The following is a 24849-nucleotide window of genomic DNA, read 5'->3' on the forward strand; positions in this document are numbered from 1 at the left end:
ATATATCTCTTTCAACTCGACGGTTTCGATTGCCAGTTTATAGAAGCGCACCCGGATCCTGATAATGCTAAGTGTGATGGCCATGCGCGCAGCCACCTCATCAGATAGAAGCGTATTTAACTTAGATTAAAGCGGTCGATGACCTGATTAAATCATTAAATGCTATCAATACAAGTAAGTAATAATTAGCTTATCACCGACTGTTAAAGCCCCAGTTAAAGATTGGGGCTTTTTTATTGCTGTTTATTAAATGGATAAAGATAGATTACATAGGACTAACCACACACTAAGTATCTGTTTAATTTTGGGGAAAGTTGACAGGTCGTAGCCCTTGATATGCCTGAGCGATTCCCAAAGTTGGAAATCTAAGGGGCTGACACATTGCAAGTTCAAAGCTTCATTAGATCGACAGATTAATGAAACTAGGATTAATTTTGAGGTAAGTGACACTGCCAGCATATCAAAAAGGCTTGTCACCAATATCGAAGTTGAGGGCAGGGCTAATTTTTCAGCGACAAGTCTCACCAATATTGACCCTTAATCAGGCTTTAGAACTGTTCACCTGTTCAAAAGAAAAGAGGGAGTGCAGCCGTTAGTACATAAGCAGCTCGATTGAGGCAAAAAAGTATTTTATTCTATTGATTGCTAATCCGCTGATTTTGAAGAGATCTGACTGTTCATCAGTGGACTGCCTCAGTCCTTATGCTAAAAATAAAAATGTCACTCTACAGAATAGAGTGACTAACCCATTTGGAGGTTGGGTACAACAATTAATAACGGCTATTAATCTTGTAAATTTAATGTGGCTACCTGCCCAATAACTTCCCTGTGAACTCGCTGAAATGAAGGGGTAACACTTCAACGAAATTAATTAGCCATGATGAGGTATGGCTAATTAATTCATTCATTGCACGTTAATAAGTCACCATTATTAGTGACAATTAACGCAAGAATCGTTAAGTTTTACTTCATCGTGAGCAAGGTGACAATTACTGCATTCTAAAACATCATGGTGTCGTTGGTGCGTTTCGTCAGCAAAGTCACTCAAAGGACCATGACACTCAACACATGAACTATTCTCATGAACCATGTCATCAGATGGTTCACCGTTAATATGACAAGATTCGCAACCACTCATTTCAGCATGGGTTTCAGCTATTGGTTCTGCAAGTACGTAACCTGATAATATTAATAGAAATGTTAATCCTAAAATTCTAAGCATGTAATAAACTCCTGATATTGGTTTATGCGACAGTCATTTGACCAGTGTAAAGAATGAAGTTACGAAGCAGTAAAACGCCCAATAAACTGCAACTAGCTGTAATAGCGACATAAGATAGTTTTCGTTTAGAAGAGGCTGTCATAAATAAATTGAAGGCGAGCGGTAGTGTTAAGCCTATTACAATGATCCCAGCCCAGAATACCCATCCCCAGAAACCTTCCCCGAGCGCCGTAAGTGCCGCTGCTTGGCTCTGTCCGCCAGATATAATCAACCCAATGAAGAAGGTAAAAAGCAGAACCAGTTCGAATAAAATTATAGGTATTTCAATGTGATGAATAAAATGAACTTCTTTACTATCAGGGTTCCCCTTGAGGAGTAATCCACCTAACAAGGTTCCTGCAGCCCCTGAAGAAATACCAGAAACAAGAAATAACATAGGTAGTACAGGATTGTTGAGCATAGGAAAAGTGGTCAATGCAGAAAGTAAAAAGCCCGTATAAGCACCTAAAGATAGAGCTAGCATAACTAGCAATCCAGTGATGCTAGGCTCATGCTTATCTAATATATTTAATATTCTATCTATCAATGGCCATCGATGGTCACACCAATTGGAGATAGGCTCTTTAAATAAGCAAGCTAACCATGAGAATAGGGCTACCTGGTAAATCATTAGCACAGCAACTCCAACAGACATAATCGAAGTCGGATTGTAAAATACTAAAATTTTCCAGAAATCAAATGGCTTAGTTAAATCGAGAACTAGTATGCCAAGACCGGCAAATACGGCTAGTGGTGCAAGTAGACAAGCTGCTTGAACAAAACTTGATTTGTAAGCACTCTTACCTAATTTAAAGTGCTTTAGTAATACGGCGAAACAAATAGCTCCGGCCGATATACCTGCTAAAAAAAGGTAGATTGCGATAGGCCAATGCCAAACAAGGCTATCAAAGTGAAATGGATTCATAGCTTTATCTCCCCATTTTTTGCTGCAATACGGAATAGTTTTGGACGAGTTCCCAGATCTGTTTTACTTCGATAATTTGGTGTCGTTTTTAGAACCTTAACGATTTCAGAATCAGGATCTTTTAGGTTGCCAAAGACAAGCGCTTTTGTTGGGCAAGCAGCGACACAAGCAGGTGACTTTCCTTCTTTAAGACGAGTTTCTTTACAGAAATCACATTTATCAGCGGCTTTGGTAACAGGGTTGATAAATCGGACCTGATATGGACATGCGGCAATGCAGTACATACACCCAACACATTTCCAACTGTCTACTGAGACAATGCCTGTTTTAGGATCTTTGTACGCAGCCCCTGTTGGGCAGACATTGACACAGGGAGTTCCATCACATTGCTGACATGATTTGCGAGAGAAGCTAAAGTACTGATCAGGATACTCACCAAATGGGCCAGTTTTAACAATCTCTAATCTGCTTACACCTTCGGGTACATTGTTCGTTTCACGACAGGCATCAACACACACTTCGCAACCAATGCACTTAGTTTCATCATGAATGAGTGCGTAATTGACCTCGGCTTCGGTATCATCTGTTTTAGTATCTGATTGGGCTGCTATAAGCTTTGTTGATCCAACCGCTCCGACCGCTGTGGCACAAGCACATTTTAAAAAGAGTCTTCTTTTATTTTCCATATATCCCCCTGGTTATCGGCTTTCATGGCAGTTAACGCATAGCTGACGGCGCTCACCTGTTGAAATTGCAATAACTGGATCTGTCTCAGTATGTAATTGATGGCACTTAGCACAATTAACTTTGTTTGAGTGAACTGCATGAGTCCAATCTACTTCGGTTAAATCATCGGAGTTATGGCATGTAGTGCAAACTGCGGTTTGCTCTTCAGCTGTGTTGAGTGAATGGTCACTAAATTTTATTAGGCTTGATTTTTTCCTTGGGTGACCTTCTTTTTCTCTGTGGCAATTTTGGCAACGTAACTCTAATGAGTTGCTAGAATGAATGCCGAACATTTTCCCATTTTTCTTATGGCACATGATGCATTGCTTGTTGGTGTTGATTGTTAACTCAAGCGTGTTTGCATAAGAAATAGAAAGTGGCGTTGAAATAAATGTAGTCAAAGTCAGTATAGAGAGGGTGAAAACTTTTTTAAAACTAGACATAATAAGATCTCATTGCATGAGTTGGCTATTTAAAAACATTAAATAACAGTACTAAATCAATGGTGTTTAGTACCGCTTAATATCAGGCAACCAACAACTCTCTTACTAATAAGTCGTCACATTGCTTGTTATCCGATATGTGGATAACATTTACACCAACTTTAGCTAGAGATGAATCTATAAAGTCACTATTTTCCGGTGTGTTATGTTCAGGATCTGTAATGACCAGCTTTACTGATGATTGTTCGTCTAGTATTACATAATCTAACTGACAATTTTTAATGTTTTCATATGTATGATGATTGTTGTCACTTTTTACATCGAGAATGCTACCCAAAGATGCTCCGTATAACACATTGTACTTACCTCTTGCTATTTCATTTAGCCTTGCTGTAAGTGCTGAAAACTTTGCTTTTGTTTTCTCCGGAGTCAATTCAATAATTACTCCTTCAGTTTGTATTTTTTCAGACTTAAAAAACTTAATGCATGTCATTGCAAATACAATGATGACAGATGGGACAACTAGAAATAGTACAAAGTACATGAAAGCATAGTTAAATATTACTGTTGCGTTCATAATGTAAACCTCCAAATTAAAGTGTGGTTGCTTGTTTAGCGAGTGGATTATTCACTTCGTTTCAATTGTTCACATTGATTTAGATCAATGTTGCCATTTTGAAGAAGAGTGGAGACTGTTATCTGTAATGCCTGACATATTTGTAAAATACGTATTTTACAAATGCACGGCCTACAAATACTTAATGCAAATATTGAATTACTATTATTTGAGGTTTGACAAAGCTTAGAATACATTAATTGATGTGATGATAAATCGATTGAGGTATATTGCTGTTTCTTACTTATCTATATGTTTTTACAGTTGTAATTGTATTTGTGAAACAGGTGTTGATAATAGGTGGATGCGATATGTAAATAACTGCTATGCATATTGCGAGAATCTTGGTGATGTGATGAGATCGTTGTTTTGTTATATTTTTTAGGAAAGTAACTTTAAATAGATGTAATATTGAATTGTTATTTTCTATTGCTGGACACCTTATGAATAGTATTTCCTTTAGTAACCTGGATTTGTTAAGTATAAATATTCTTGTCAATCTTTATGAAAAGAAGTCTGTCACAAAGGTTTCTATCAAACTAAATATTTCTGCCCCTAAGGTGAGTCGATGCCTTAAACATACTAGAGAGGTGTTAGGTAACGAGCTTTTTATTAGGAAGAAGCATGGGTTAATCCCCAATGAATTTGCTGATAAGGTTTACCCTGTAGCAAAGAAAATATTAGTATGCTGCTCAGAACTGCAAAAAATCAACTGCGGAGTAACAAATGATGATCTTTGTCACTTTGAGATTTCCGCTCCAGACATTATCTCATTTCCCTTTCCAAAGTTGCTCTTGTCTATGATTCATAGTGAAAAGGAAAATATAAGCTTCAATATTTCTCAATGGGGACGCTCTTCTATAGATGACGTAATATCCGGAAAAACAGACTTTGGGATATGCAGTAGTGATAGTGATGATGTGGTTGGTTCTTCTGACAAAAACTTGATATCGATACCACTTGCTAAACTTGACTCACTATACTTGATTTGTGACCATAATCATCCATTGTTAAAGAAAAATATCAATCTTAATTCAATTGCAAACTATCCATACGTTGATTGTAATATTGGCTCTATAGTCCAGAGTCGGAGCCAATTTCAGGAATACTGTAAACAAAATACTATGCAGTTAGATGTGGAGGTTGAAGTGTGTGGGGCATATAGCTTATTTGATTGCTTGCGTGAAAGAAATGCCGTAACACTACTGCCATTTAGTTCTATTTATAATGTAATTAATAGCATGCCAGATTTTCATGCTTGCAGACTATCGAAAGTAGAGGTAGAGCATTTTTATACTAACTTAAGCATTCCAACACTGTACCTCGTTTATAATAGAAATAATCAAAAACCAAATCTACCATGGTTAGTAGATGCCATTAAATCTTTAGTAAGTTCCACTTTGAATTAACTGTAGAAAAGGTTTCTGTTGACTCAGAACCGCTTATTAGAGTGTTAATCACTCCGCTTATTGCTATTTGGTTGACCCTGGATTTAGCTAAATTGTTAGGTCTAAATAATTGGTTTGTGGCATGAATATTTAGGGCTACCTCTTGTTGTTAAAAGGTAAGAGCAAGGATATTATCCCTCTGCCTTTTTTCGAGCCTGAATCTGAGCGATTCTAAGAGTGGCTAACAGCCTCTTCTTTTCCAAAATGATGCAATCTTCTCTGCGTCATCATCCATTTGAATACTCTTATTGGTTTGCCGTGGAAGCTCATCGTTCAGATGAACTTTGAAGGTCTTCTCGGCAATGACTTTCCCCTTCAGTTCTAGTGTCATGCGCCACTTGCCGACCTTGTTGTGCTCCGGCGCCCAGATGGTATCGCCGAGATAGAATTTCCAGTCATTCTCTTTGACGTAAACCTCACCATCGAATGGTGGCCTGATGTTATACCAATCAGTATAAGAAAGTGATCTACTCAGCGTGTTTTTTGGCAACTAATTCAAGGCGAATGGATGATGGAATGGTTGTTCCATTGTGAGGCCATTCAACGCAGAAGTAGGCAGCCAAAAACACGCCTAACAGGCGAGTTTTAGCGCTTCTGATGCGGTGTTAACGAGCTTTAACGTAGAACAACTATGTTCTTCACTCGTTGCCTTGCCTCTGAAGCGCTAAATTCTCGCTGAGCGATCACATCTTTATACTGATTGGTATTACCGTTTTCATCGGGGATATCTGGATGGTAGATGCAGTATCTGAGTTTCTGATTTTTGGCTTTCTTGATCTGCGCGATAAAACCAAACTCTATGTCTATCTCGGCGGGAACATGGACCGTAGCTTTGGTAATACCAATTGCATTAAGTATGTAATCAATTCAGAGCACCTCAGGGTTTTCAATTCAAGGCGCATTGTCGAAGAAATGGTTTCCCCCTTTTTAGGCAATGCAAAGCAGAAGTGGAAATCCTGAGGAGCTCACTTCGTGCGGGTCTCAAAGCCATTTATACTGCGTTGGGGGATTTAGATATAGAATAACTATTAGCTTCAATCCCCCGCCTTGTCTACAGGGCTTTGAGCTCCCGCTGAATGGTCAGATACTTAGTGCAATTGGTATTTGGCAGCTTGTCACTTTGGTCGTTCCACTTAGTGAAAATCCCGCTATGGATAACGTTAACGTCAGGTTTGAGTTTGGACATGATGGCTGCATTTGAGTTGTTGGCATGATAGTTTATCAAAATCTTCAGATAAGTATGCGTCAACAGTGAGAGAAAGCAGTGACTAAGAAAACCGTAAAGTTTGAGTATGAAAAAGAGACCAAGAATAGTGTGCGATATCAAGAGGTCCCAGAATCTGGCCAGGCGCCGATCATGGGCACGGTTTACGTACAAAAGTGGTTTGCAGGTGATACCAAGCGGTTTGAGATAACCATTGAGAAGCAAGATTAGTTGTCAGCGCTTTGTGGATGGCTCATAGCCGTTTTAATAAACGGCTATGAATATAAGTGGCTGTCATTAAACGGTGACCAAAACGGCTAGTATCATTGTACTGACCGTTTATAACATGGCCGTTTAGATTCAATAATGACTCGTCAGTGGTTGTACCTAATCGCTCACCTTATAAAGCCCTGCGTTGCTCACTGGTGACTTCGCCGAGCAGGCGATCGATAGAGTGAACTACGCCCTCACTGGCATCCTCCATCGCTTCAACATGTTTAATCAATGCATGTTGATCACCACTCTGACCCGCTTGAATTGCATGATGCCCGGAGTCATGAACCAGCTGATGAGGCTGATTTAAGCCATTGAAGCTTGCCAGGTGGCTGTACTGCTCGGCTCCCGCGCCCTCGAAATACCACTTACCTAAACGGCATTCGGTATGCTTATTCACTTGGGCTTGATAGTCTCGCTCTTGCAGATGGCTATAGACGTTATTTTTCCATACCGCATGGTCTAGTTTGACGGTATCGAGGAACGAGCGAGCAGTCGCTAAGTGGATAACTTTCTGCATATGTTGAGACTTGGATAATACTTCTTTGACGATAACATCTATCTGTTCAGAAGATGCCGATATATCAGCTGCATACAATTGGTTTTCACTAATTGATGTTTTTATCTCATGAGTTTGCCCTAAAACTCGATTGACCAGTCTCTCTATCTTGTCACTGGCCTCGTGGGCATTCCCCGCGAGGGTGCGCACCTCATCGGCAACCACGGCAAAGCCTCGTCCGGCTTCGCCGGCACGTGCGGCCTCAATGGCGGCATTAAGCGCAAGCAGGTTAGTCTGCGAAGAAATGTCCTGTATCGCGACGATAAGCTGGCCTATTGATTTAGCCGTCTCATCTAAGGCCGTCGCTGAGTTCATCGTGCTATCGGTTTGTTCACTTATTTTTTGAGCGCGGGCTTCAAGTTGGCTGAGTGCTGTATGGGTTTGGGCAAACATCTCATCGAGTTGCTTGAGCTCTTCATTTTCATGGATCAGCTCTTCAGCGCTATTCGCGAGTCCTGTGCGGATGGTTTCCAGCATTCTTCCGCCCCTAAGGTTACTCGTTATCAGAGTGGCGTCGAGCTGTTGCTCCTGATGTAATTTATTATGTTCGAAATCCTTTCTTTTTAACTCTTCGACAAGCTCCTTTATCTCTTGATCATGCTTATCTTTCAATTCCTGAAGCTGCTGTTTTAATGCCGCATTCTCTTGTTTTAGTCCGTTATTGAATAGCATCCTTGACTCCACTATTAGATAGCTGTTGACAGTATGACACATGGCAGAGTTTTTATTTAACCGGTAACAGGTGATTAACATAATTTGGATCAATCATTTCTGAATTAATCATTTCTGAATCGATCACGGAATTAATCTCGGGATAAAAAACTGGGCCTCTATCTGCCCGGGACTTTTTCAGCACTCGCTAAATTCTGGCGTTCTATTACAGTTCAACTAGTTTTAAGAGAGGTTTGTTTTCTATGCTTTGAGACTACTAGATCATGAGATAGAAGCACGCCGAGTCGTGAAATCATCTGAATGAAGAAGGTTGTGACTATGCCTAAAATCGCCATCGTTCAAGAGTCTCCGATATTGCTGGATCGTGATGCCACCATCGAAAAAGCGGTGACATTGATTGAAGAGGCTGCATCAGCGGGCGCCGAGTTAGTGGTATTTCCCGAGGCGTTTATCGCCGGATATCCTGCCTGGATCTGGCGCCTACGCCCCGGTGGAGATTGGGGGACCAGTGAAGCCCTGCATGCCAGATTATTCCACAGTTCCGTCGATATCGAGGCCGGTGAACTCGTTCCGCTTTGTAGTGCCGCACGGGCAAATCAGGTCACGGTGATTTGCGGCATGAACGAACGTGATGGACTGCAGAGTCGGGCGACCTTATATAATACCGTGGTGATTATTGGTAGTGATGGCCTGATACTCAATCGCCATCGAAAGCTGATGCCTACTAATCCTGAACGTATGGTATGGGGATTTGGAGATGGTTCCAGCCTGAAAGTGGTCGACTCTCACGTTGGCAGGATTTCGACTCTGCTATGCTGGGAAAACTACATGCCTCTGGCCAGGTATACCCTCTATTCCCAGGGAGTTGAAATCTATGTCGCGCCCACTTATGACAGCGGTGACGGCTGGATAGGCACGATGCAGCATATTGCGAGAGAGGGACGTTGCTGGGTCATATGCAGTGGGGTCGTCCTTGAGCATAGCGATCTACCCGATGACTTTCCCGATAAAGAGAAGCTCTACCCGGATAGTGAAGAGTGGATCAACCCGGGTGACTCAGTCGTGGTCGCTCCGGGTGGAGAGATTGTCGCTGGGCCTATGAGAAGAGAGAAGGGCATACTGTACGCCGAAGTCGATTCTGTGGCCGTGGCAACATCCAAAAGAGCACTGGATGTGGCGGGGCACTATTCCAGACCCGATATCTTTACTCTCGAGGTGAATACCCAGGTTCAGAACTCAATTAAGTTTAAATAGCTTATTGAAACACGTCTGGATGAGCGTGTTTGATACGAGAAAATTGAGTCGTTATCCCGGGTTCTATCCTGTCGCTATTGGCTAAGTGTTACCGGATGTGGAACTATAATAACCCACTCTGATAGGCCTTACTGACTAGGTTTGTCCGGTTTCTGGCCGTTAGAATAACTCTTGCTCTGTCCAGGTGATAGTTGACACCCCGTTCGCTCATATAGAGTTGTTTACCTACCTCTTCACTCGAACACCCCTGAGCGACTAATGAGAGTATCTCTACGCAGGTAGGGGATAGTACTCTGAAATTAGAGATGGGGTTGATGGTCTTAAACGCTAAGGCATTAAATGTTTCGGCAAACTCCCTGAGAAGCGTCTCCAATTCATCTGGTGTCGATGAGATGTTATCGATAACTTGACCTCGCTTATCGGATGAGAAAAGGTTACAGATCCCTATCCAGCCTTTTTTATCTTTTACCGGGTGATAAAAGCTAATTCTGGTTCGTATTTGGTATAGATTTAGTAGTTGCTCGAAGCTCCGTTTTCGTCGCTCCGGCATGGTGTTTTCCGGCCATATATAGGGGTTATATTTTTTCCGGATTGAGGGGCCTGAGAGTTGGTAGCCTTCATCATTTCTGGCAAAACGATGTAGAAACTCCTCGCGGAACTTTAAGATCTCCGGATCTGAGGCGACGGCAAAACGCATCTTCTTCAGATCGATCATCTTAGCGATGTGAAGTTCTTCGTTACCGTCGCTGTTTAGAATATTGGCTTGGTCATCGGTCACAATACAAACATTGGATAGTTCATCCGGAATAATGCAATAGTAAAACCGTTTAATACCGAAGGGTGCCAGTTTTTCGAGAAAGCTCTCGATGATCCTGTTACAGACCATTCCACTCTGTTGCGCAGACATAATGACTCCCCGACTATATAGAGGAAGGAGTTCCCTTCCTCTGATTTATAAATGAATTACTGAGTGCCTTCCTGTTTTTCTACATGACAAGTCAAGCAGCTTTCAGGCTCTTTAAAGTTGGTTTGCTCACTGTAGTAATCATCTTTGGTTGAGTAAGCATCGCCGTGTTTGGCTAATGTCTTGGCATGACAGAAACCACAGGTCAGTAACTCACCATGACTGTCAGGTGCACCATTATTTCCATGACATTCAGCACATTCCCATGGCGCCATATCTTGAACCACATGGCTGTTGGCGGCATTGTGACAGGTGGTACAATCCGGTATTTTCCAACCAAAGTGAGACGGTGTTAACGGGGCTCTGGCTTGGCTGATATCTTTGATGCGAGTCGGATCGATCTCAGGAGCTTCGGCATCACAACCTGAAGTCGACTCTTGGTTACCATAACCATTTCCGAATGCTGCACCAATATAGTTGATGTATTCAGGGCCATAGATGATCATGGCATCACCCGTCAGGTGAGGGTCGTTACCACCGAAAGGCAAACCAAACTTCATATAACCACGCCCCTTAGGGTTATGGTTCTCAAATTGCTCACCTTCACCATAGTTGCGGGCACGATAGCCAAGGATCCCGGGGATCTGGCCATAACAGGCTTTACGATATTCATCGCCGCCCATATCTGTTCTGGCCGAACACATTACCCATTGATAGAGACCATTTTGGGCTCCTGAGTCCATGTAGTTTTCCCACTCACCCGTGTGGTGAACGAATCCGCAAGAGCCGTTGTTAGTATATCGTTCGTTAACAATATTGCCCACATCATCGCGGCCGTTAAAGCTGATCGCCGTCGCAACATAGCCCTGAACATTTGAATTGGTACTCAAACGTGGCCAGTAGGACCAATCGATCTTCAGATCGGGACGCTGTTCGACCAGAGATAGCCAGGCATCAAGCTCGGTTATGGTTCCCTCTTTATAGATGTCGGATCTGAGGTTATGGGGAGTGACCTCGATATCTTTAAATACCGCGCGTTGATTCGGAATAAGGATTTCGCCTGTTTCCGTGGTTTTAGCTGGTTTAAAGTCGATGACGATCTCGGGGATGATCACCTTGCCACCATTCTCGGCTAAACGGTCCATCTCTTTCTGGTATTTCTTCTTACGAATATCCATCTCACCAGGCTGTGCGGCAACCAGAACGATACTCATCTCGTTCTTAAGTGGGTGGTGATCCATACGGAAATAGATCTCCTCCTCCTTGTAGTAGTAACTTTCAGTTTCGTAGCTACCCTCTTTCTTATGCTCCCAAATACTAGGTCCTACAAGGTACTTCCAGCCTTGGCCCTCGGTTTTACCCAGATTATCTTGATCTACCACTTCCGGCAGGCCGGTTATGCCTTCGATCGAGGTGATAAAGTGAGTCTTGAGGTTTTCATCTTTTTCATATTCGATGTCGAGGTTATATTTCTTGGCAGCCCAAAGTAGCAGATCCATCACAGAACCACGGCCATCCTGAAAGATATCTGGGCGGATAGAGTCGATCTTTACACCTGACATGTTGATGGCCGTGGGTGGCAGCAGGTAATCAACCTTGAGTCCCAATTTTGCCGCATCTGCAACCATTTTAGACTCGAGCACACCTTCTATCTCATGACCACTGGAGTAACTCTTGGCCTTGCTCTTCTTGGCTTCGTCAGAATCATCGAGTGGGCTGAATCCTTTTACAATAGCAAACTGAATCACCTTGTTTAGCTTTTGCTCATCTTCAGTAGGGCCACCAAAAACATAATCTGGCTTTACAATCGGCGGCTCCGGCGGGATCGGTGGCTCCGGGGTGGGGGAGTCATCGCTGCCACAGCCACCGAGGGCAAAACTAAGGGCTAACACCGCTATAATGGAATTGCGTTTCATCATCTATTCCTTGTTGTTCTAATAAGTCCGATAAGAATAGGAGGTGTATCTGGTCGCCATCACTAGTAGAAATAACAGTGTCGAAACTCGCTGTGATTAAGATCCCTTTAGAAGCGTTTTTTCATCTGTTTTTTGCCATATGGGTATGGCGATTTCTCTCTGTGAAGAGTTTTGCTATGTCTTACAAATAAGGAAGAAGGTGGATTAACTCAATGTGGGGGCGAGTATGATGTGAGTGAAATGTATTGCGGTTAACCAGGGAGTAGCCAATTAGACAAATCAACAAAAGAAAGGGAGAAGGAGCTGGTGAGTCTTAGGTTGTGTTTGTCTATAAGGCTCTGTATCTATTAAACATCAGAGCCTTATCTGCTTAGTCGAGGGCTGGCCCCTGCACTATTTATAGTATTTAACCGCCATATCAATTAACGGCTCGCGGCTGGCTTTAGCTGCGCGCAGTCTGGCGAGATAATTTTCCCATAGTTCGACTTGGTTCGTCGCGAGTCCGTGTAAAATCTGCCATGAGAACAGGCCCGTATCGTGACCATCGTCGAAGGTGATTTTCACCGCATAGTTGCCAACAGGAGTCAGCTCCTTAATGTTGACATTTTTCTTGTGGGTGACTAATACCGGATTGCCATGCCCATGTACCTCCGCCGAAGGGGAGTAGACACGTAGCATCTCACAGCTGATCTGAAACGTTTCACCCGTATCGAAGGTGATCTCAAGCTGGCGTGATTTACGTTTAAGCTTAAGGGCGGTAACCATAGGTGATTCAGGATTCGTCATAGTTGCAGTTGTCGTCGTGGCTTCAAATTAAACGTGCTGACAGGGTAGCGCTTTCAAGGTAAAAAGTCCTGAATTTTGATCAATATACCCAAGCCTTTTCAAAATGCTCATTTGGGTATCGATAACACTAATCCGGCATGAGGCCGGATTAGTGTGATTCCACGTCATATTAATAACGAAATGAGGCGACCATAGATTTTAAGCTGTTAGCCTGGGTCGACAGCTGTTCACTGGTCTTAACCATCTCGGATGCACCAATCGATGTCTGCTCCGCTCCGCTTCTGATCATCTGTACGTTTTGACTGATATCTAAGGTCACGCTTGCCTGCTCCTCTGACGCTACGGATATTTGACTCGCCATATCGACAATCTGCCGGCTCGACTCGGCTATTTTTGAGAGTGACTCACCGGAGCTCCTCGCTTCAGATATAGTATTTTCAGCACTGTTTTGGCTCGACTGCATCGCCGTGGCAGCTTCATCAGCACTTTGCTGGAGCGACAGAATAACGGAGTTAATACTCGATATCGACTCCTGAGTCTTGGAGGCGAGGGCTCTGACCTCATCAGCGACCACGGCAAACCCTCGTCCCTGCTCTCCAGCCCTTGCAGCTTCGATGGCGGCATTTAAGGCCAGCAGGTTAGTCTGCTCGGCTATGCTGCCTATCACCTCGGAGACCGAGTTTATTTCGGCGCTCTTCTCCTGCAGAGATAGTATTACCCCTGTGGCGTCGTTGATATCGCTTGCAAGCTTTTCAACATTACCAACCGTTTGCAGGACATTTTCCTGCCCCTCTTTAATGGTTGTTTCAGATTCCTGTATCACGCTGAGGCAGTTAGAGGCGTTGAGGCTAACTTCGTTGACTGTGACTGTCATCTCCTCAACTGCGGTGGCGACCAACTCTGTCTGCTGGAACTGATCTTGAACATTGTTATTGGTCTGCTCAGACATCCCCGAAGTTTGAACGGCGGTATCGGTTAACTGTTCGGCAGCACCGGCTATGTTGCTGACCAACTCTTTTAGCTTGGCGTGCATCTTATACATAGACAGATACAAGCCTTTCGCATTGGCGGCATGGGTAAAGCGTAAGGTCAGGTCTCCTTCGGCTATGCTGTTGGCAATGTTGACCATTTCAGCCGGTTCACCACCCAGTGGCCGGGTGACAGATTGACTGATAGCAACTGCGATAACAGCACCGAATATGATCGTTAGCACGCCAGAAAGGAGTAAGACAAAGTTCAATGTGTCACTCGCTTCGGTCAGGCTCCGCTGATCGGCTTTAAATAGGTTTGCCTGGGAGGTTCGCATCTCTTCCAGGATACTCTTTATCTTACGGGCTCTAGGTGCCGCTAATGTACCTAGCCAATGGTTAGCCTGGTTCCATTCGGCGCTGGAGCGAGAACCAAACATCTGTATTACATAGGGGGCAAACTCGCTTCTGGCCAGCTTAAAACTATCCCATTGTTCTCTTTGTTCTACCGACATCAAGTCAATTGAACTTTCGAGATCCAGCATTAAGCTATCGCTTCTGCCCTTTAGTTCTAAGTAGTTGTTCTTGAACTTAAGCTCGCCGGAAAGTAAGTATGCCCGAATATTTGCTAAACCCATGGCAAATGCAGCCCGGCTGTCGGCTAAGGTTTTGAGGAATCGCTTATGTTCGATATCACTTGGATTAGCCATTTCACTCTCTATGATAGCGGTTAGTGCGGTCAGGGTTCTGGCCGCCGTTGGTGCTGCTTTAGTGAGGAGAATATCGAAAGAGGGGATGTTTTTATCTGTATGAGCGATATCCTCAATCTGCTGCTGTGCCTGCTTAAACTGGCGGATAATCATTTTCATCTCATTGAGCCGCTCTATGTTTCTGGGGACGGTCCAATTTTTGGCAAAACCCTCCAGAGTCATGAGGGATTGCTCTAATTTATCCCAGCCCTGGGCTCGTTCGTCCTTGAATAGCTTAGCCTTGCTTGGATCGCCGCCAAGAATAAGGTAGCCCCTCAGGCCTGATAAAGTTTGAGTTATTGCGGCCTCAAGATTCATTCCGGCCTGTACTGTGGGCGTCCTGAGTTCTAACAGCCGACTTTGTGTGGTGTTGATGTCTTGCAGCTGCGTATAAACTATGCTCGAGCTTATGATGAAAATTGCGATAACTAAGCCAAAACCCAGTAGTAATTTGAGCCTTACGGTCAAATTCAAGATGGCATCCATAAACAGTCCCTAATCCGTCAGACGCACTGATACATTGTCACTGAGCTAAATTATAGTTGAGCAGATAGAGTTCACTTACATTTTGCATGGTTAAATTGATCTGGATTAAATTTTGACCACTTGAACTGATGTAGGGGAGAGCTGATGATTTAGCGAGGGCTATTGAGTTGTAGATAATAAGTCACGAGCAAAGTGTTTGTGCTTCGGCTCGTGACTCTTTAGCTTATAGCGAGTAATAGCTGTCTTATAGAATAAAGCGGCTTAGATCTTCGTCTTGCACTAAATCATCTAAGTGGCTGCTGACATATTCAGCATCGATAACGAAGGTGTTACCGGACTTGTCAGACGCGTCATAGGATAGATCTTCCATCAGACGCTCCATCACTGTGTGCAGACGACGGGCACCGATATTTTCGGTACGCTCGTTTACCTGCCATGCAGCTTGAGCGATGCTCTCGATGCCATCTTCGGTGAACTCAATTTTCACATCTTCGGTGCCCATCATAGCAACGTGTTGCTCAGTGAGTGAGGCATGAGGCTCGGTTAAGATGCGCTTGAAGTCATCGGCAGTCAGGGCGCTGAGCTCGACACGAATGGGCAGACGACCCTGTAGTTCCGGGATCAAGTCTGACGGCTTAGACATCTGGAATGCACCTGAGGCGATAAACAGGATATGGTCGGTTTTAACCATGCCGTGTTTGGTGTTGACCGTGCAACCTTCAACTAAAGGCAGCAGGTCACGCTGTACACCTTCACGGGATACATCCGGACCTGAAGATTCACCACGCTTACAGATCTTATCGATCTCATCTAAGAAGACGATACCGTGCTGCTCAACCAGTTCGATAGCCTGCTCTTTCATGTCATCTTGATTGACGAGTTTTGCAGCTTCCTCTTCAATCATAAGCTTGTAAGCTTCTTTGATTGGCATCTTACGACGCTTGCTGTCGCCGGGCCCCATATTCTGGAACATGCTTTGTAGCTGGTTTGTCATCTCTTCCATGCCTGGAGGAGACATGATTTCGATGCCGACCTGAGGTGCAGCAACGTCAATTTCGATCTCTTTGTCGTCAAGTTGACCTTCACGAAGCTTCTTACGGAAGATCTGGCGAGTCGCCGAATCATCGGGCTTTTCGTTGTCCCAATCCTCTTTAGGCTTAGGTAGAAGTGCATCGAGAATGCGTTCTTCAGCGGCCTCTTCGGCTTTGAATTTGCACTTCTTCATCTGATCTTCACGGGTCATCTTAATCGCAGAATCGGTAAGATCGCGAATGATCTGTTCCACTTCTTTGCCGACATAGCCCACTTCGGTGAACTTAGTGGCTTCGACCTTGATAAACGGCGCCTTTGCCAGTTTAGCCAGGCGGCGGGCGATCTCTGTTTTACCGACGCCGGTAGGACCTATCATTAAGATATTCTTTGGGGTCACTTCCTGACGGAAATCGACATCGAGTTGCATACGACGCCAGCGGTTACGCAGGGCGATAGCCACCGAACGTTTCGCATCATGTTGGCCAATAATGTGAGTGTCTAACTCATGGACTATCTCACGTGGGGTCATTTCAGACATATTCTTTCCTCATGCATTAGCATCAGTGTTGAGCGTGCGCCGCTGCTTGTGGTTCAAGTTAAGCGGCACTCGATCAGTAATTTAATTCTTCGATTGTTTTGAACTGGTTGGTGAACACACAGATATCACCGGCAATGGTTAGCGACTTTTCAGCAATCTCTAACGCGCTAAGTTCAGTATTTTCGAGTAGTGCCGTAGCGGCCGATTGGGCAAAGTTGCCTCCGGAGCCGATAGAGATAAGATCGTTTTCTGGCTGGACGACATCTCCGTTACCGGTAATGATTAATGAGCATGTGTCATCGGCAACCGCAAGCAAGGCTTCAAGCTTGCGTAGCATCTTATCGCTACGCCAGTCTTTTGCCATCTCAACGGCGGCTTTCATCAGATGCCCCTGATGCATCTCTAATTTCGCTTCGAAACGTTCGAATAGGGTAAAAGCATCGGCGGTGCCGCCAGCAAAACCGGCCAGGACTTTATTGTGATAAAGGCGACGAACTTTTCTGGCGTTACCTTTCATCACGGTATTACCAAGTGATACTTGGCCATCTCCAGCGATTACGACCTGGTTATTACGGCGAACTGATACGATTGTGGTCACGATGTTTCCTCTTCTCAAACTGTCGAGTAGATACTCGTCAGTGGGTGATAGAAGATATATGGGGGGGCGTTAGTTAAATATCAAGGAACAAGAGTGTAAAAGAGGAAAACATCGATGGTTTTTTCGGGGAGAGCTTTACCTGTTAGCCCACAGGGCATCGTCTTTGCCTGAAAGCGTAGCGTCAATCAGCTACGCAGTAGCGTGCCCAACCCAAGTAAATCTGGTTGGGATCATCCTTCCCAGTATAAAATGATACAACCGTTAATGCCTGCACCTTGCAAGATATGACGATGTTTCTCCGCCAGTCGCTTACGATCGTACGGGCCTAAGCTGACTTTATACCAATCGCCTGTTGTGCCTTTAACTTTACGCACATTGGCAGATAAGCCTTGAAAGGCAATAACCGCTTTCATCTGTTCAGCCTGAGACTGAGTTCTGAATGAACCACACTGCATCTGATAAGGTCGAGTTGGTGCCGTTTGCTCCGGTATATCGACTTCGACTTGCTTATTTTCCAGCTCTCGCTGATAGGTCCATTCCTCTTTTGGCTTAGGAGGAAGTGCGTTGGGATCCTTTTTCACGACGGTCTTCTTGGGCTGTTCTACTACGTCAGGACTCGTTGTTTCTGCGCTGTCGTTGATGCTCCATAGGAAGTATCCAAATCCACCGAGCAGGCTGACGGTAATAAGCAATAAAAGAACAGGAAAGCGTCTGGGTGCGGGCGCTTGCTTGCCTCTTCGTGCTGTTTTACCTTTACCTTTGGCCGGCTTTCTATTGGCGTAGTCGCGATTTTTCATTGAATTGTAATACCGTTATTTCTGATCTGTTTTTAGCTTCAATGCCGAGGGGCGATCTTAATTTAAGATAGCCCCGGTATTGTTTAGGTTACAAAAGTTAGATTACATGCGTTCCAGCGTTTCGATACCAAGCAGATCTAAGCCCTGCTTGAGTGTCTTCGCCGTGAGCTGAGACAGGAGTAAACGGCTCTTCTTCTGCTCTTCAGACTCTGCCGCAAGTACCGGGCAAGCCTCATAGAAGCTAGAGAAAGCACCCGCCAATTCGAACAGGTAACCACATAACGCGTGGGGCTGACCTTTAGTGACCATGCGAGACAGGACTTCACCGAACTGAGCTAACTTGTTGCCCAGATCCTTCTCTTTATCATGATCCAGCTGCATTTTCGCATCGCTAAGGTCGATATCTGTGGCGCGTTTAAAGATGCCCGCGACTCGCGTGTAAGCGTACAAGAGGTAAGGTGCTGTATTGCCTTCAAAGCTCAGCATCTGCTCGAAGCTGAAGATGTAATCGCTGGCGCGGTTCTTGGAAAGATCGGCATATTTTACCGAGCTGATACCCACCACTTTGGCAATTTTTTCCAGTTCGGCCTGATCCATATCCGGGTTCTTGCTACGAACCAGCTCGAGTGCTCGAGTGTCGGCTTCTGTTAGCAGGTCAACCAGCTTTACAACACCACCCGAACGGGTTTTAAACGGACGGCCATCATCGCCATTCATGGTGCCGAAGCCCATGTGCTCCAGACTCATATCCGGGTTAATAAATTCTGCAGTTCGGGCGAGTTTAAATACCTGTTGGAAATGTAGCCCCTGACGAAGATCGACAAAATAGAGTGCGCGGTCGGCTTTTAAAACATTTGAGCGGTAACGCATCGCTGCCAAATCACTGGTGGCGTAGAGGTAGCCGCCGTCTGCTTTTTGGATGATGACAGGTAGAGGGTCACCATCTTTGGTTTTGAATTCATCCTGAAACACGACTTTAGCGCCATTACTCTCTGATAACAGGCCTTTAGCATCGAGATCTTTAACCACCTGTTCCAGATCGTCATTATAGGTACTTTCACCACGGACATCTTTGCGTGTCAGGCTAACCCCTAAGCGCTCATAGACGTCATGACAATGGCTGAGAGAAATGTCGTTGAACTCACGCCAAAGTTTGTTGCAATACTCATCGCCTGATTGCAGTGAAACCACAAGCTTACGAGCACGGATAGCAAAGTCTTCTGATTCGTCGAAACGTACTTTTGCGGCGCGGTAGAAGGTTTCCAGATCGGAGAGTTCCATCTGTGCCTGCTCACCATTTTCGGCACGTAACTCTTCCATGTAAGCCAGTAGCATACCAAATTGAGTACCCCAGTCGCCTACGTGATTTTGACGAATGACATTGTGGCCCTGAAATTCGAGTGCACGCACCACACTGTCACCAATAATCGTTGAACGCAGGTGACCTACGTGCATCTCTTTGGCTAAGTTTGGTGAGGAGTAATCGACAACCACGGTTTGAGGCTCTGGCAATTGAATGCCTAAATGGTCATCATTTAATGCAGCCATTAGCTGAGAAGCAAGAGCATTCTCATCAATGAAAAAGTTAATAAAACCAGGTCCGGCTATTTCAACTTTTGCCACCTGGCTATCTTGTGGCAGGCTATCGATGATCAGCTGTGCGAGTTCTCTTGGATTCTTACGGGCGACTTTAGTGAGCATCATCGCCAGGTTAGTCGCAAAATCACCGTGAGTCTTATCTTTAGTTCGGTCCACCTGAACGCGAGCTTCAAAATCAGTTGGGATAACACCCTGTTGTTTAAGGGCGTCTAGGGCTTGGATGAGTAAAGATTGAATATGTGATTTCATTGGCGGTAATTGACACTTACTAATGATAAAAAGATTTAGGGATAACCGCACATTTTAGCCGTTAGTGATGGTCAATTGCTATCTTCGAAATCACTTTTATGCTTTTTTTTCCCTAAAAGTGACCAATTGACCATCATTGTCTTTGCAAAAATCGGTAAAGCATTCGATTAGAGCAGATCTTGTGGGTCTCTATCTAAGCTCCATCGACAGCGTTTCGCCAAAGGCAGAGACTCTATCTGTGGCAAGGCATGTTCGAATGCATGCTGTAATTGATTGCGCGACTTGGTCTGAAAAATAAGATGTCGGCGGTATTTACCCGCTTTTTTATCCATAGGAGCGGGCATAGGACCAATGACTTCACTCTCCTCGTTCTGCGGTAAGAGTTCGGCGACTTGGGATAAAAAGTTATCGGCATCTAAGGCCTGATGTGCCTCGGCGCGGATAAGCAGCATATGCCAGGCCGGTGGCAGCAAGGCTTGCTTACGTTCATTGAGTTGACCACGGGCAAATTCGCCATAGCCTTTATGCATTAGTTCCCGTAATACAGGGTTATCGGCTTGATGAGTTTGCATCAGCACGGTACCCGGTTTTCTGGCTCTTCCCGCACGGCCCGATACCTGGGTATAAAGTTGGCCGAATCGTTCGGGTGCCCTGAAGTCGGCACTGAACAGGGCGCCATCGACATCTAATAAACCGACCAGAGTCACATCGGGGAAGTGATGCCCTTTTGCCAGCATTTGCGTGCCGACCAGGATCTTATACTCGCCTTTATGGATAGCGTTGAGATGTGCTTCGAGGGCGCCCTTTCTACTTGTGGTATCGCGATCGATTCGAACCACAGGATATTTCGGGAACTCTTTCTCCAGAATATTAGCCAGTTGCTCTGTGCCAACGCCTTGTCCCATCAACATGGTACTGCCACAGTTATGGCACTGTTTTGGAATGGCGTAATGATTACCGCAGTGATGGCAACGGATCTCGCCCAGTGACTGATGTACAGTGAAAAAAGCATCACATCGGTCACACTCATGGAGGTGACCACACTCGTGACAGAGTAGTGCCGGAGCGAAGCCTCTTCGGTTCAGAAACAGGAGTACCTGGTTACCCGCGTCGAGATGAATACGCATCTCGTTCAGCAGCGCATGGGAAAGCCCGGTATTCAGGGGCTGATTGCTGATATCTATGATGCCCTGGCGCACTTTCTCAGCATTACCTGCTCTTTGCCCCAGCTCTAAGTGTTTGTAACGGCCGCTGAGTGCATTTTGCAGGCTTTCGAGGGAGGGGGTCGCCGTACCGAGTAGCACAGGGATTTTTTCTAAATGACCCCGCATCACTGCGAGATCCCGGGCATGGTAACCGACGCCCTCCTGTTGCTTGAAGCTGGAGTCATGCTCTTCATCCAGGATTATCACTCCCGGAAAAGCCATAGGCGTAAACAGGGCCGAGCGTGTGCCGATAATGATCGCCGCCTCGCCGGTTTTTGCCTGTTGCCATGCCGCTAATCTTTGATTATCGGTTAGTCCTGAATGAATAACGGCGACCTGCACCTTGAATCGGCTCTTGAAGCGGCTGATCGTTTGTGGCGTTAAGCCTATCTCGGGTACTAAGATCAGTGCCTGTTTCCCCTTGCTGAGAACCGACTCCAGCAGGGCCAGGTAGACCTCTGTCTTACCCGAACCTGTAATACCTTCGAGTAAAGTGCAGTGATAACCGGTTTGTTGGTTGAGCGTGGCCACTGCAATGGCTTGTTCCGGATTTAGCGTTAAGGGGTCTTCATCGAGCTCGAGTTTCTCTCGCCAGGAAAGATCGATAGAGTTGACCCGTTCATCCTGGGTTATCCACGCTCTCTCATTAAGGGCTTTTAACGCCGACTTACTCAGGGCTAAGCTGGATATTTCATCTTGAGTTAGCTCGCCCTTGAGCAGGTGCTCCATGACTTTTTTCTGTGCGGGAGCGCGCTTCAAGGTATCGAGTGATGCAGATCTGCCAGACTGGGTCAGATGCCAGAAAGTGGTGGTGTTTGATGAGATCTCTGCTCCCTTACGCAAAGCGACCGGGATGGCTTGCGAGAGCATTTGACCTAAGCTACAAAAGTAATATCTTGCAGCCCAAGCGGTTAGTTTATAAAGTGAATCAGGTAGTAGTGGTTCATCATCTAACAGCTCAAAGATAGATTTTATCTGCTGAGGTGCTAAGTTACAGGTATCGGAAATGCCCGTGACCAAACCGATTAATTGCTGACGACCAAAGGGTACTTTAACTCTCATCCCTTTTTTAGGAAGGGTTGAAATGGAATCTGGTACTTTATAACTGAAGGCTTGCCGCATAGGCACAGGCAAGGCAACCTCGACAAACAAGGGCATAGGGTGACAAGATTGATCAATGGATACCAGCAAGTGTACCCAGCCTGTCGGTCAAGGGCTACTCTTATCTATAGGCGGAGAGATCCAATGGCAAGAATAATTCAAATCGCACTGTTTTCATTTTTCTTGATAAGCGTCCAGTTCCTGGGTGCTAGCTATGCTAACGCTCAAATGACCCATGTGAGTATTAATCAGCAACTGTTCGGTTTAGGTGACTACCCTAAGTTAAGGGTAAACATTGTCTCCGGGCATGAAAACCTGGATAAGGTGCAGTTTATTGTTCGCCAAACCAGCGGCGATGAGCGTTTAATGGTTAAACCAATCAATAACTTTATGTTGCTTCTGACGGGAGTCGACGATGTGGTCGATCCCTCAGCGCAGTTAATCGTCAAGGAGTACCGGGTTAATCAGTGGCACCTGATTAAAACCTTAGCCCTGTTCACTGATGAGCAAATTGCAAAGGGATTTAGTGCTAAAACTCAACCTAAGCCTAAGCCTAAGGCAAAGCAGAAGCAGGTTAAGCAAAAAGTCGAAGTTGAGTCAGGTGTTGCCGTTAGTACTAAAAGTACTCAAAATTCGAAACCGGCCTCGGCCGCCTTGCTCGCAGCGCAGACAAGCAACACCTCTACTGTCGCGGAGTTGACGCAAGATAATTGCGTACTCGAGTACGATGGCAATCAGACTCTGTGGCGAATTGGCACTCAATATAGTCAAGAGTGGGAGATGGGGACTTATGGTGCCATGCTTGCTATCTTCGAGGCCAACCCTAAGGCCTTCAATAAGGGCGAAATTAGTGGCCTGAGAGCCGATGTCGCATTGCTCTGTCCATCTGTGCCGCTCAAAGAAAAATACAGAGATAATCAGATGGCAAAAAGAATCTACGAAAAGTTATAGGCCATAGTTAATGAATAGTTGAGTGAATAGTTAAAGTTATAAGTCTCATCTCGAGGGAGTGGAGCTATATGGAGGCGCAAGGGATGATCACAACTGTGATCTATTCGGTGTCTCCTTTTCGTTGAATCTTTGCCCTGCTTTTCTCTTGTATCTCTTTTCCATATCCTGTAGTATTTCGCGCCTAATATTTTATTAACTTCATGTGGTGTCCGACTTCGGGTTGGGAGAGCGACATGGCCTTCAACTAGAGGTAATCCCAATGAAAGCAGATATCCATCCAGCATATGCAGAAATCACTGCAACTTGTACTTGTGGTAACGTAATTAAAGTAAATTCAACTGCAGGTAAAGCTCTGCACTTGGACGTATGTGGTGCATGTCACCCATTCTACACTGGTACACAGAAAATTGTGGACACTGGTGGACGTATCGACAAGTTCAACAAGCGCTTCGGTGCTCTTGGTAAGAAGTAACTTTTACTTTAAAAGTATTTCTACAATGAATTTTGAAAAGGCGCCTTTATGGCGCCTTTTTTGTTATCCTCGTTTTAAGGTTCAATTATTGTCCAAAGTAGATGTTTAAAAGCAATTTCATTGAATATCTAACCTAGCCACAAGGAGGTCACATGAATACATTTCAATTGCCGTCTTCCTCAATGCTACTGACTAATCTTTTTTTTCTGACCCTTGCCCTCACTATTCTACCGACGACTCAAGCTGCGCAAGCAAAGATAACTCAACAAGAGGGCCAAGTGCTAAATGACGGGGTGACGTCCGCCTTATGTGCTCCCACGCATTATGATGAGCAGGTTGAGCTTAAATACGTTAATGATGGCGATACCATCACCCTGAAAGATGGGCGTCTGGTACGGCTGATTGGTGTCGATTCGCCGGAGCTCGATTTTAAATCACCTGAACTGTCAGAACCATACGCAAAAGAAGCGCGACATTTTTTACAGAAAGAGCTCAAACCTGGTCAGATATTAAACTTGTCCTTCGATCAAAAGAGGCTGGATCCCTATGGTCGTACTTTGGCCTATGTTTATACTGAAAACGGCGAGCATCTTCAGGAGCTTCTATTAAGCCAAGGTTTCGCTAAGACTCGTGTTTATCAGAATGATTATTTTTGGCAGTGTTTAAACCAAGTCGAGTTAACTGCCAGAGATAAGGAACTGGGGTTATGGTCACATCCAGACTATCGCGCCAAAACGGTTGACGAGTTAGGCAGGAGCGACCGTAATCGATGGGGTGAGGTCAAAGGGGTCGTTACCGGATATGAAAGAAAAGGCCAGTATTTGTGGCTCATTTTAGATGAAAAGTTCTATGTTGGTATACCTAGAGCCGAATCTGGTAAATTTAGCAACATTTTGAACCTTAACCTGCTTGAAAGCCCAGTAATTGTCCGTGGTTCGTTGTATTATTCCTACAAAAAGTGGCAGTTGATCAGTAGTCATCCCTCGCAGATAAGTTTGCAAAATAGACCTTAGAGCAATACTTTCGAACTTCTGCTGAATTTTCCTAATCTTATGTTTAAAAAGTGTGTCATTTCGAGTATCTTAGCCCAATCAGTCCCCTTCATCTTTTAATGCCT

Annotated in this window: 25 protein-coding genes and 1 pseudogene; 8 read left to right on the forward strand and 18 right to left on the reverse strand. The window is 44.8% G+C overall.

Going from position 1 to position 24849, the window contains the following annotated elements:
* Positions 1-36: 36 nt before the first annotated feature.
* A pseudogene (locus SSED_RS24525) lies at positions 37-125 on the forward strand (3-deoxy-8-phosphooctulonate synthase); the annotation flags it as partial.
* 806 nt (positions 126-931) lie between these two features.
* On the opposite strand, the gene SSED_RS23845 reads toward SSED_RS24525, so the two are convergent.
* The 5 genes from SSED_RS23845 to SSED_RS02725 all read right to left on the reverse strand — a co-directional run bounded on the left by SSED_RS23845 (position 932) and on the right by SSED_RS02725 (position 3932).
* Entirely contained in the window at positions 932-1222 is a 291-nt protein-coding gene (locus SSED_RS23845) for a cytochrome c3 family protein (protein ID WP_012140865.1), read from the reverse strand.
* A gap of 22 nt (positions 1223-1244) precedes the next feature.
* A complete protein-coding gene (gene nrfD / locus SSED_RS02715; RefSeq protein WP_012140866.1) occupies positions 1245-2186 on the reverse strand; it encodes a cytochrome c nitrite reductase subunit NrfD in 942 nt (313 codons plus the stop codon).
* Positions 2183-2872, reverse strand: a complete 690-nt coding sequence (locus SSED_RS02720; protein WP_012140867.1) for a 4Fe-4S dicluster domain-containing protein — start codon at positions 2870-2872, stop codon at positions 2183-2185. Before SSED_RS02720 ends, nrfD begins: the two co-directional genes overlap by 4 nt.
* 12 nt (positions 2873-2884) lie before the next feature.
* Complete coding sequence (locus tag SSED_RS23850) at positions 2885-3355, reverse strand: cytochrome c3 family protein (protein WP_012140868.1); 471 nt, start codon at positions 3353-3355, stop codon at positions 2885-2887.
* Between the two features lie 82 nt (positions 3356-3437).
* Positions 3438-3932 (reverse strand): DUF2726 domain-containing protein, encoded by a 495-nt coding sequence (locus tag SSED_RS02725; protein WP_012140869.1) that lies wholly within the window; start codon positions 3930-3932, stop codon positions 3438-3440.
* Positions 3933-4414: 482 nt separating this feature from the next.
* On the opposite strand from SSED_RS02725, the gene SSED_RS02730 reads away from it, so the two are divergent.
* Positions 4415-5380, forward strand: coding sequence for a LysR family transcriptional regulator (locus SSED_RS02730; protein ID WP_012140870.1), 966 nt, complete (start codon positions 4415-4417; stop codon positions 5378-5380).
* 220 nt (positions 5381-5600) lie between these two features.
* On the opposite strand, the gene SSED_RS02735 is transcribed toward SSED_RS02730, so the two are convergent.
* Both SSED_RS02735 and SSED_RS25120 read right to left on the reverse strand, forming a co-directional pair.
* Positions 5601-5909, reverse strand: coding sequence for a DUF3859 domain-containing protein (locus SSED_RS02735; RefSeq protein ID WP_012140871.1), 309 nt, complete (start codon positions 5907-5909; stop codon positions 5601-5603).
* A 125-nt stretch (positions 5910-6034) separates the two neighbouring features.
* A complete protein-coding gene (locus SSED_RS25120) occupies positions 6035-6259 on the reverse strand; it encodes a DUF3859 domain-containing protein (RefSeq protein ID WP_398355920.1) in 225 nt (74 codons plus the stop codon).
* Between SSED_RS25120 and SSED_RS25125 the strand changes: the two genes are divergently transcribed.
* Complete coding sequence (locus SSED_RS25125; protein WP_041421509.1) at positions 6152-6379, forward strand: hypothetical protein; 228 nt, start codon at positions 6152-6154, stop codon at positions 6377-6379. The genes SSED_RS25120 and SSED_RS25125 overlap by 108 nt on opposite strands.
* Before the next feature lie 91 nt (positions 6380-6470).
* Here SSED_RS25125 and SSED_RS25035 read toward each other — a convergent pair whose 3' ends face one another.
* Positions 6471-6605, reverse strand: coding sequence for a hypothetical protein (locus SSED_RS25035; protein WP_263053378.1), 135 nt, complete (start codon positions 6603-6605; stop codon positions 6471-6473).
* A gap of 78 nt (positions 6606-6683) precedes the next feature.
* Here SSED_RS25035 and SSED_RS24765 point away from each other — a divergent pair, with 78 nt between their 5' ends.
* Complete coding sequence (locus tag SSED_RS24765; protein WP_012140872.1) at positions 6684-6854, forward strand: hypothetical protein; 171 nt, start codon at positions 6684-6686, stop codon at positions 6852-6854.
* Positions 6855-7023: 169 nt separating this feature from the next.
* On the opposite strand, the gene SSED_RS02745 is transcribed toward SSED_RS24765, so the two are convergent.
* Entirely contained in the window at positions 7024-8127 is a 1104-nt protein-coding gene (locus SSED_RS02745) for a methyl-accepting chemotaxis protein (RefSeq protein ID WP_012140873.1), read from the reverse strand.
* A gap of 318 nt (positions 8128-8445) precedes the next feature.
* Between SSED_RS02745 and SSED_RS02750 the strand changes: the two genes are divergently transcribed.
* On the forward strand, positions 8446-9381 hold the full coding sequence (locus tag SSED_RS02750; protein WP_041421929.1) for a carbon-nitrogen hydrolase family protein: 936 nt from the start codon (positions 8446-8448) through the stop codon (positions 9379-9381).
* Between the two features lie 103 nt (positions 9382-9484).
* Here the strand turns inward: SSED_RS02750 and SSED_RS23575 are convergent, their stop codons facing one another.
* The 9 genes from SSED_RS23575 to priA form a co-directional block, all read right to left on the reverse strand.
* Positions 9485-10288, reverse strand: a complete 804-nt coding sequence (locus tag SSED_RS23575; RefSeq protein WP_012140875.1) for a response regulator transcription factor — start codon at positions 10286-10288, stop codon at positions 9485-9487.
* Positions 10289-10344: 56 nt separating this feature from the next.
* Positions 10345-12204, reverse strand: a complete 1860-nt coding sequence (locus SSED_RS02760) for a cytochrome c3 family protein (protein WP_012140876.1) — start codon at positions 12202-12204, stop codon at positions 10345-10347.
* Positions 12205-12594: 390 nt separating this feature from the next.
* Complete coding sequence (locus SSED_RS02765; protein ID WP_012140877.1) at positions 12595-12987, reverse strand: gamma-butyrobetaine hydroxylase family protein; 393 nt, start codon at positions 12985-12987, stop codon at positions 12595-12597.
* Positions 12988-13156: 169 nt separating this feature from the next.
* The gene (locus SSED_RS02770; protein WP_012140878.1) at positions 13157-15190 is read right to left on the reverse strand and encodes a methyl-accepting chemotaxis protein; all 2034 of its coding nucleotides are present in this window, start codon (positions 15188-15190) and stop codon (positions 13157-13159) included.
* Between the two features lie 244 nt (positions 15191-15434).
* On the reverse strand, positions 15435-16760 hold the full coding sequence (gene hslU, locus SSED_RS02775) for an ATP-dependent protease ATPase subunit HslU (RefSeq protein ID WP_012140879.1): 1326 nt from the start codon (positions 16758-16760) through the stop codon (positions 15435-15437).
* Between the two features lie 73 nt (positions 16761-16833).
* Entirely contained in the window at positions 16834-17358 is a 525-nt protein-coding gene (gene hslV, locus SSED_RS02780; protein WP_012140880.1) for an ATP-dependent protease subunit HslV, read from the reverse strand.
* 230 nt (positions 17359-17588) lie between these two features.
* Positions 17589-18155 carry an SPOR domain-containing protein gene (locus tag SSED_RS02785; RefSeq protein WP_012140881.1) on the reverse strand — a complete coding sequence of 189 codons (567 nt, stop codon included), beginning with the start codon at positions 18153-18155 and terminating at the stop codon, positions 17589-17591.
* A 102-nt stretch (positions 18156-18257) separates the two neighbouring features.
* Positions 18258-20003 (reverse strand): arginine--tRNA ligase, encoded by a 1746-nt coding sequence (gene argS / locus SSED_RS02790; protein WP_012140882.1) that lies wholly within the window; start codon positions 20001-20003, stop codon positions 18258-18260.
* Positions 20004-20170: 167 nt separating this feature from the next.
* Positions 20171-22366: a primosomal protein N' gene (gene priA, locus SSED_RS02795; protein WP_041421931.1), complete on the reverse strand. Its 2196-nt coding sequence runs from the start codon at positions 22364-22366 to the stop codon at positions 20171-20173.
* Between the two features lie 87 nt (positions 22367-22453).
* Between priA and SSED_RS02800 the strand changes: the two genes are divergently transcribed.
* The 3 genes from SSED_RS02800 (at position 22454) to SSED_RS02810 (ending at position 24745) form a co-directional block, all read left to right on the forward strand.
* Positions 22454-23260 carry a LysM peptidoglycan-binding domain-containing protein gene (locus tag SSED_RS02800; RefSeq protein ID WP_012140884.1) on the forward strand — a complete coding sequence of 269 codons (807 nt, stop codon included), beginning with the start codon at positions 22454-22456 and terminating at the stop codon, positions 23258-23260.
* Between the two features lie 259 nt (positions 23261-23519).
* Complete coding sequence (gene rpmE, locus SSED_RS02805) at positions 23520-23732, forward strand: 50S ribosomal protein L31 (protein ID WP_012140885.1); 213 nt, start codon at positions 23520-23522, stop codon at positions 23730-23732.
* 152 nt (positions 23733-23884) lie between these two features.
* Positions 23885-24745 carry a thermonuclease family protein gene (locus tag SSED_RS02810; RefSeq protein WP_012140886.1) on the forward strand — a complete coding sequence of 287 codons (861 nt, stop codon included), beginning with the start codon at positions 23885-23887 and terminating at the stop codon, positions 24743-24745.
* The last annotated feature ends 104 nt before the right edge of the window (positions 24746-24849 follow it).

Origin of the sequence: Shewanella sediminis HAW-EB3 (assembly GCF_000018025.1) — a bacterium.
GTDB classification, from domain to species: Bacteria; Pseudomonadota; Gammaproteobacteria; order Enterobacterales; family Shewanellaceae; genus Shewanella; species Shewanella sediminis.

Bases quoted from the DNA above. Each gene is read 5' to 3' on its own strand.
- nrfD (WP_012140866.1), bottom strand. From the start codon at position 2,186: ATGAATCCATTTCACTTTGATAGCCTTGTTTGGCATTGGCCTATCGCA.
- priA (WP_041421931.1), bottom strand. From the start codon at position 22,366: ATGCCCTTGTTTGTCGAGGTTGCCTTGCCTGTGCCTATGCGGCAAGCC.
- SSED_RS02750 (WP_041421929.1), top strand. From the start codon at position 8,446: ATGCCTAAAATCGCCATCGTTCAAGAGTCTCCGATATTGCTGGATCGT.
- SSED_RS02720 (WP_012140867.1), bottom strand. From the start codon at position 2,872: ATGGAAAATAAAAGAAGACTCTTTTTAAAATGTGCTTGTGCCACAGCG.
- rpmE (WP_012140885.1), top strand. From the start codon at position 23,520: ATGAAAGCAGATATCCATCCAGCATATGCAGAAATCACTGCAACTTGT.
- argS (WP_012140882.1), bottom strand. From the start codon at position 20,003: ATGAAATCACATATTCAATCTTTACTCATCCAAGCCCTAGACGCCCTT.
- SSED_RS23575 (WP_012140875.1), bottom strand. From the start codon at position 10,288: ATGTCTGCGCAACAGAGTGGAATGGTCTGTAACAGGATCATCGAGAGC.
- hslU (WP_012140879.1), bottom strand. From the start codon at position 16,760: ATGTCTGAAATGACCCCACGTGAGATAGTCCATGAGTTAGACACTCAC.
- SSED_RS25035 (WP_263053378.1), bottom strand. From the start codon at position 6,605: ATGTCCAAACTCAAACCTGACGTTAACGTTATCCATAGCGGGATTTTC.
- SSED_RS23850 (WP_012140868.1), bottom strand. From the start codon at position 3,355: ATGTCTAGTTTTAAAAAAGTTTTCACCCTCTCTATACTGACTTTGACT.
- SSED_RS02765 (WP_012140877.1), bottom strand. From the start codon at position 12,987: ATGACGAATCCTGAATCACCTATGGTTACCGCCCTTAAGCTTAAACGT.
- SSED_RS02760 (WP_012140876.1), bottom strand. From the start codon at position 12,204: ATGATGAAACGCAATTCCATTATAGCGGTGTTAGCCCTTAGTTTTGCC.
- SSED_RS25125 (WP_041421509.1), top strand. From the start codon at position 6,152: ATGGTAGATGCAGTATCTGAGTTTCTGATTTTTGGCTTTCTTGATCTG.
- SSED_RS02725 (WP_012140869.1), bottom strand. From the start codon at position 3,932: ATGAACGCAACAGTAATATTTAACTATGCTTTCATGTACTTTGTACTA.
- SSED_RS02745 (WP_012140873.1), bottom strand. From the start codon at position 8,127: ATGCTATTCAATAACGGACTAAAACAAGAGAATGCGGCATTAAAACAG.
- SSED_RS02810 (WP_012140886.1), top strand. From the start codon at position 23,885: ATGAATACATTTCAATTGCCGTCTTCCTCAATGCTACTGACTAATCTT.
- SSED_RS23845 (WP_012140865.1), bottom strand. From the start codon at position 1,222: ATGCTTAGAATTTTAGGATTAACATTTCTATTAATATTATCAGGTTAC.
- SSED_RS02730 (WP_012140870.1), top strand. From the start codon at position 4,415: ATGAATAGTATTTCCTTTAGTAACCTGGATTTGTTAAGTATAAATATT.
- SSED_RS02785 (WP_012140881.1), bottom strand. From the start codon at position 18,155: ATGAAAAATCGCGACTACGCCAATAGAAAGCCGGCCAAAGGTAAAGGT.
- SSED_RS02770 (WP_012140878.1), bottom strand. From the start codon at position 15,190: ATGGATGCCATCTTGAATTTGACCGTAAGGCTCAAATTACTACTGGGT.
- SSED_RS02800 (WP_012140884.1), top strand. From the start codon at position 22,454: ATGGCAAGAATAATTCAAATCGCACTGTTTTCATTTTTCTTGATAAGC.